This window comes from Micromonospora sp. AMSO12t, assembly GCF_008806585.1.
Classification (GTDB): Bacteria; Actinomycetota; Actinomycetes; order Mycobacteriales; family Micromonosporaceae; genus Micromonospora; species Micromonospora reichwaldensis.
This window is the reverse complement of sequence record NZ_WAAS01000322.1, coordinates 1-6,705: the sequence shown is the minus strand read 5'-3', so window position 1 is coordinate 6,705 and position 6,705 is coordinate 1. Positions and strand designations below refer to the sequence as shown.

Genomic DNA, 6,705 nt, shown 5'->3' with positions numbered 1-6,705 from the left:
CGGGGGAGGGCAACCCCCGTCCCCACCATTGCTGCACACGCACGGGCGGAATTGGCGTCCTGTCGTGCGTGTCGCGCGGGAGCCGGGCCACGCGAGTGGCTAGAGGATCCACCTCCCTCCATGTCGGTGGGAATGGCTGACGGCGGTGTCCGGGCTGGCCCGCCGTCAGCCCTCGGGCTGAGTCCCCAGGGTCCGTCATGGACGGACTCCGGGTGATCTTCTAGTTGGATCTCCGTCGATGGAAGCGCTCCCATCGACCGATGCTGCGACTGTAACGCCCGTCACGGCTTTGTGAAAGCCCCAAAACGAGATCGAAACATGTTGCTGCTTCGGTGCGCCTCCGGCCATTGTGGGAGCGCTTCCATGCATGGCACACTGTCGCCACCGCGACGCGGAGCCAGATCGCGCAAGCGTGGGTCGCCGAGGGCAGCCGGTGTCTCCGGTACGGCATCCGACGCAGTCGGCGGAGCAGCCGCCCCGCAGGGGGCGCCGCCCGCCGTACCCCGGCCTCGGGCCGGGGCGACCACCATCCCGGGTGCCCCCGAATCCCGTTCGCGGGAGGGCGCCCCGCCGGGGCCCTTCGTCCCCGGCCAGGTCCGAGGAGACACCGCGCACATGAGAAATCTGGCAAGACGTCGCCGCCTGGCGATGGTCGCCGCCACCGCGCTCGCCGTCGGCGGGGTGACCCTGCCGGCCGGCGCCGCACAGGCCGCCCCCGCCTGCGACGTGGTCTACGCGACCAGCGACTGGAACAACGGCTTCACCGCCAACGTCACCATCAAGAACCTCGGCGACCCGATCAACGGCTGGACGCTGAAGTTCGCCTTCCCCGGCGACCAGCGGGTGACCCAGGGCTGGTCGGCCAAGTGGAGCCAGACCGGCAACCAGGTCACGGCCACCAACGAGTCCTACAACGGCAACCTCGGCACCGGCGCCTCGACCAGCATCGGCTTCAACGGCTCGCACGGCGGCACCAACCCGAAGCCGACGTCATTCTCGGTCAACGGCGTCACCTGCGGCGGCACCCAGCAGCAGCCGCCGACGGTCGCGCTGAGCGTGCCGGCCGGCCCCTTCGAGGCCCCCGCCGACGTGCCGCTGAGCGCCACCGCCAGCGACCCGGACGGGACGATCAGCAAGGTCGAGTTCTACCGCAACGGCCTGCTGGTCAACACCGACACCACCGCCCCGTACGGCTACACGCTGGAGGACCTGCCGGCCGGCGCGTACACGGTGCAGGCCAAGGCGTACGACAACGCGAACCTGACCGCCACCGCGGAGAAGTCCTTCACCGTCACGGCGGCGTCCGGGCCGGTGCTGGTCGCCACCCCGTCGGCGGTGAGCGTGACCGAGGGCGGCAGCTCGACGGTCAACCTCAAGCTCAGCGCCGCGCCGACGGCCAACGTGCCGGTTTCCCTCGCCCGCACCGGCGACACCGACATCACCGTCTCGCCGGCCTCGGTGACGCTGACCCCGAGCAACTGGAACACCGGGGTGAACGTGACCGTCGCGGCGGCCGAGGACGCCGACACGCTCGGCGGCACCGCCACCGTCACCGCCTCGGCCACCGGCTACGCGCCGCTGGCGATCACCGCCACCGAGATCGACAACGACACCGGCGGCGGGGACAACACCTACGTCAAGCGGTTCCTCGACCAGTACGGCAAGATCAAGAACTCGGGCTACTTCAGCCCCGAGGGCGTGCCGTACCACTCGATCGAGACGCTGATCGTCGAGGCGCCCGACCACGGGCACGAGACGACCTCCGAGGCGTTCAGCTTCTGGCTCTGGCTGGAGGCCCAGTACGGGCGGGTGACCCAGAACTGGGCCCCGTTCAACAACTCCTGGAACGTCATGGAGAAGTACATCATCCCGTCGCACGCCGACCAGCCCACCGCGGGCGCGGCCGGCACCGCGCAGTACGCCGCCGAGCACGACCTGCCCAGCCAGTACCCGTCGCAGCTGGAGCCGAACGTGCCGGTCGGCCAGGACCCGCTGCGCTCGGAGCTGCAGAACACCTACGGCACCGGTGACATCTACGGCATGCACTGGCTGCTGGACGTGGACAACACCTACGGCTACGGCCGCTGCGGCGACGGCACCACCCGGCCGGCGTACATCAACACCTTCCAGCGGGGCACCCAGGAGTCGGTGTGGGAGACCGTGCCGCAGCCGTCCTGCGACACCTTCGCCCACGGCGGCCGCAACGGCTACCTCGACCTGTTCGTCAAGGAGGCGAACGCGCCGGCGAAGCAGTGGAAGTACACCAACGCCCCCGACGCCGACGCCCGCGCCGTGCAGGCCGCGTACTGGGCCCTGACCTGGGCCAAGGAGCAGGGCAAGGAGGCCGACGTGGCGGCCACCGTGGCCAAGGCCGCCAAGATGGGTGACTACCTGCGCTACGCCATGTTCGACAAGTACTTCAAGAAGATCGGCAACTGCGTCGGGGCCGCCACCTGCCCGGCCGGCACCGGCAAGGACTCGGCGCACTACCTGATGTCCTGGTACTACGCCTGGGGCGGCGCGTACGAGCCGAACCAGAACTGGTCGTGGCGGATCGGCTCCAGCCACAACCACTTCGGCTACCAGAACCCGTTCGCGGCCTGGGCGCTGACCAACGTCAACGAGCTCAAGCCGAAGTCGCCGACCGCGGTCACCGACTGGACCAAGAGCCTGGAGCGGCAGCTGGAGTTCTACACCTGGCTCCAGTCCGCCGAGGGCGGCATCGCCGGCGGCGCGACCAACAGCTGGGGCGGCCACTACGGCCAGCCGCCGGCCGGCACGTCGACGTTCTACGGCATGTACTACGACGTCGACCCGGTCTACAACGACCCGCCGTCGAACCAGTGGTTCGGCATGCAGGCCTGGTCCATGCAGCGCATCGCCGAGCTGTACCTGGAGACCGGCAACGCCAAGGCCAAGGCGCTGCTGGACAAGTGGGTGCCCTGGGCGATCGCCAACACCACGGTCGGCACCAACTGGTCGATCCCGTCGGACATGAAGTGGACCGGCCAGCCGACCACCTGGAACCCGGCCAACCCGCAGCCCAACACCAACCTGCACGTCGAGGTCACGGTCAAGGGCCAGGACGTCGGCATCGCCGCCGCCTACGCCCGCACGCTCATCGCGTACGCGGCGAAGTCGGGCAACGCGGCGGCGAAGAACACCGCCAAGGGCCTGCTGGACGCGCTGCACGGCGCCAGCGACGCCCAGGGCGTGTCCACGGTGGAGAAGCGGGGCGACTACCGCCGCTTCGACGACGTCTACGACGCCAGCACCGGCCAGGGCCTCTACGTGCCGCCGGGCTGGACGGGGACCATGGCCAACGGTGACCCCATCGCCGCGGGCAAGAGCTTCCTCGACATCCGCTCCTTCTACAAGAACGACCCGGCCTGGCCGAAGGTCCAGGCGTACCTGGACGGCGGCCCCGAGCCGGAGTTCAAGTACCACCGGTTCTGGGCCCAGGCGGACGTCGCCATGGCGTACGCCGACTACGGAAAGCTGTTCCCCAACGGCTGACCGACTCCTCCGGGTGGGTGGCGCGGCCCGCCCGCCCGGAGGCCGGCCGGGCGGGCCTGGGGGAACGGAGACGCCCGGTCGGCGGACGGCCTGACTCCCACGGTCAGGCCGGGGTGGGCCGGTCAACCGGCCGACGCAGCGGGGCAGCCGGCCCACCCCAACCGCACCCGGATATGCACCGGGCGCGAAAACGCCCGAAAAACCGGCCACCACGGGATCACGCATGGGGCCGGAACGGAGTAACGTACGTCACCGGAGAGGCCGCTCCCCCCGTGGCGGCCTCTCCCTTACTTTCCCGCCGGTTCCACCGGCGCACGGGCCGGCACCACCGGGTGGCGCAGCCCCGGGTGACCGGCCGGCAACGACCGGCGCACCACCACCCAGCTCACCGCGAGCACCGCCGCCACCAGCGGCCAGGACAACACGACCCGGGCCACCGTCAGCGCGACCACCTGACCGCCGAGCCACAGCGGCAGGAACACCGCCACCCGCAGCACGTAGGACGCCGCCCATGCCCAGCTGCCCCGGCCGTACGCGCGCAGCAGCGCCGGATCCCGCCGCCACCGGGTCCGCTGGCCGAGCGCGACGCCCACCACCGTCCCGAGCAGCGGCCAGCGCACCACGATGCTGACCACCCAGGCCAGCGCGCTCGCCGCGTTCGACAGCAGTTGGACGAGGAAGAAGTCCTCGGCGCGACCGGTGCGCAACGCGACGAGCGCGGCCACGCAGACGGCCAGCAGCCCGATCAGCACCGAACGCGGCCGGTCGCCCCGGTGCAGCCGCCAGCCGGCCAGCGCGGCGCCGGTGACCACGGCCGCGCCCACCCCGCCCCAGAGCGAGTGCCCGCCGAGCAGCCAACCGAGGGCGAACGCCACCGGCGGCAGGCTGGCGTCGACCGCGCCCCGGCGCCCGCCGAGCAGGTCCGCGAGCGTCTCCGGCCGGTCCGTCGGGGCCGGCGCACCCTCCGGTGTACGCGTCACCGCACCCTCCTCACGTCCGCCACCAACCTAGCCGTAGCCGAGCGACAGGCCACCCGCCGACCGGGCCGCGCCTGCCGCTACGGTGTGCGGGTGCGAACGACGCCGAGGGGTTGGACCGCGGTCTGGTTGGTCGTCCTGGCGCTCGTCCAGGCGGCGGCCTTCATCGCTGTGTGGCGGGTCGCCGTGCACGTCGAGATCGGCCAGTGGGTCGACACCGTCGCCCTGACCGGCAACCGGATCGGGCAGGACCACATCGAGGAGCCGGTGAACCGGATCCTCAACGCCATGTCGGTCGTCTCGCTGCTGGCGGCGACCGCGGTGATCGGCTTCATCGCCCTGATCCGGGGCCGGATCGCCCTGGCCGTCACGGCCACCCTGCTGATCGCCGGCGCCAACGCCACCACCCAGTTGCTCAAGTACGGCCTGGCCCGGCCCGACTTCGGCATCGACCCCGAACGGATCTACGCCGGCAACAGTCTGCCCAGCGGGCACGCCACGGTCGCCGCCTCCGTCGCGGTGGCCCTGATGCTCGTCCTGCCGCGCAAGGTGCGGGTGCTTGGCGCCTTCCTCGGCGCCGGCTACGCCGCGATCGCCGGGGTGGCCACCCTCTCCGCCGGCTGGCACCGGCCCAGCGACGCGGTGGCCGCGTTCCTGGTGGTCGGGGTCTGGGCGGCGCTGGCCGGGCTGATGCTGCTGATCACCCAGCGGGAACAGGCGCAGGTGGAGTCGGCCGACGCCCACCGGGTCGCCACGACGGTGCTCGGCGTCGGCGGCGTACTGGCGGTGGTGGCCTGCGGGTTCGCCCTCTCCTGGCTGGTCGACCTGCGCGCCACCCCGCCCAGCGAGCTGGCCCGCAGGCCCCTCCTCGTCGGCTACGCCGGCAGCGCCGCCGGGATCGTCGGCACGATGGGCGTGGTCATGGCGCTGGTGCTCGCCGCCGTGCACCGGCTGGTGCCCCGGGTCAAGGGCTGACCGCTCAGCGGGAGTAGGTGCCGACCATCGTCCCGCTCGCGGCGTCCCGCTCGACGAGCAGGCGGTGCACCTCCTCCGCCCGCGGCGTCTCGGGCAGCTCCAGCGGCCGGTCCAGCGCGTAGAGCCGGAAGAAGTACCGGTGGGGATCGTCGCCCTGGGGCGGGTGCGGGCCGCCCCACCCCGTGGTGCCGAAGTCGTTGGGCCACTCGCGGCCGCCCAGGGGCACGCCGCCCTCCGGCGCCCCGGCGGCGCTCGGCGCGATCCCGGTGACCAGCCAGTGCAGGAACGGTGTCCTACCCGCGTCCGGGTCCTCGACGAGCAGGACCAGCTCGGCGGCGGACTCCGGCACCCGCTCCCACTCCAGCGGCGGCGAGACGTTGCCGCCCTCCTTCGAGAAGCGGCTCGGCAGCATGTCGTGGTCGTTGAACGCGGTGCTGCGCAGCATGATCCCGGCCATCCCTGGCGCTCCTCTCGTCGGCCCGGCCGCGCGTACCCGCCGGACGGGACCCGAAACGGCCGCGCCGGTGTGAGAGGGTCGGCGGGACGGGGGAGGGGGCCATGGAGAGCGTACGGGCGGCGTTCCGGGACGAGTGCGAGCGGCTCGGCGAGGTGCTGCGCGGCGTCGACGAGGCGGATCTCGACCGTCCGACCGACTGCCGGCCGTGGGCTGTACGCGAACTGCTGGCCCACGTACGCACCGGCGCGGGCCGGCTGGTCGACATGCTCGCCGAGCCCGCCCCGCCCCGCGCCGAGGTCGACGCCGCCGCCTACTACGGCGCCGCCAAGTTCACCCCGTCCGTGGACGCCGCCCGCGTCGACAGCGGCCGGCGGGAGGCCCGGGAACTCGACGGGCCGGCCCTGGTGGCCGACTTCGACCGGGCCTGGCGGGCCGCCCTCGACGCCGTCGACGCCGCACCGCCGGGTCGGGTGGTACGCACCCGGCACGGCGACGCGATGGCGCTCGCCGAGTTCCTGCGTACCCGCGTGGTGGAGGTCGGCGTGCACGGCCTGGACCTGGCGGCGGCGCTGGAGCGGCGGCCGTGGCTGACGCCGACGGCGGCGGAGGTCGTCGCCGACCTGCTCACCGGCGGGCGGGCGGTCCCGCCCGGGCTGGGCTGGGACCGGCTCACGCTGATCCGCAAGGCGACCGGCCGGGTCGGCCTCACGGACCGCGAGCGGGCCGTCGTCGACGCCGCCGGCTTCCGCTGGCTCTCCTTCGGCGGCTGACCCGGGCGGG

5 protein-coding genes are annotated in these 6,705 nt (G+C 72.7%); 3 read left to right on the top strand and 2 right to left on the bottom strand.

Features of this window, described 5'->3' with window-relative positions; genetic code table 11:
- The first annotated feature begins 624 nt into the window (after positions 1-624).
- Positions 625-3,516 (top strand): glycoside hydrolase family 48 protein, encoded by a 2,892-nt coding sequence (locus F6X68_RS29215; protein ID WP_192581586.1) that lies wholly within the window; start codon positions 625-627, stop codon positions 3,514-3,516.
- A 287-nt stretch (positions 3,517-3,803) separates the two neighbouring features.
- Here F6X68_RS29215 and F6X68_RS29210 read toward each other — a convergent pair whose 3' ends face one another.
- Positions 3,804-4,496 carry a DUF3159 domain-containing protein gene (locus tag F6X68_RS29210; protein WP_132238872.1) on the bottom strand — a complete coding sequence of 231 codons (693 nt, stop codon included), beginning with the start codon at positions 4,494-4,496 and terminating at the stop codon, positions 3,804-3,806.
- Positions 4,497-4,580: 84 nt separating this feature from the next.
- On the opposite strand from F6X68_RS29210, the gene F6X68_RS29205 reads away from it, so the two are divergent.
- Positions 4,581-5,468: a phosphatase PAP2 family protein gene (locus F6X68_RS29205; RefSeq protein WP_151457267.1), complete on the top strand. Its 888-nt coding sequence runs from the start codon at positions 4,581-4,583 to the stop codon at positions 5,466-5,468.
- A 4-nt stretch (positions 5,469-5,472) separates the two neighbouring features.
- Here F6X68_RS29205 and F6X68_RS29200 read toward each other — a convergent pair whose 3' ends face one another.
- Positions 5,473-5,925 carry a YbhB/YbcL family Raf kinase inhibitor-like protein gene (locus F6X68_RS29200; RefSeq protein ID WP_151457266.1) on the bottom strand — a complete coding sequence of 151 codons (453 nt, stop codon included), beginning with the start codon at positions 5,923-5,925 and terminating at the stop codon, positions 5,473-5,475.
- Between the two features lie 101 nt (positions 5,926-6,026).
- Here F6X68_RS29200 and F6X68_RS29195 point away from each other — a divergent pair, with 101 nt between their 5' ends.
- Positions 6,027-6,695 carry a maleylpyruvate isomerase N-terminal domain-containing protein gene (locus F6X68_RS29195; RefSeq protein ID WP_151457265.1) on the top strand — a complete coding sequence of 223 codons (669 nt, stop codon included), beginning with the start codon at positions 6,027-6,029 and terminating at the stop codon, positions 6,693-6,695.
- Positions 6,696-6,705: the final 10 nt, after the last annotated feature.

What these genes read in the sequence shown, in the direction of transcription:
- F6X68_RS29195 (WP_151457265.1), top strand. Translation starts at nt 6,027, where the DNA reads ATGGAGAGCGTACGGGCGGCGTTCCGGGACGAGTGCGAGCGGCTCGGC.
- F6X68_RS29200 (WP_151457266.1), bottom strand. Translation starts at nt 5,925, where the DNA reads ATGGCCGGGATCATGCTGCGCAGCACCGCGTTCAACGACCACGACATG.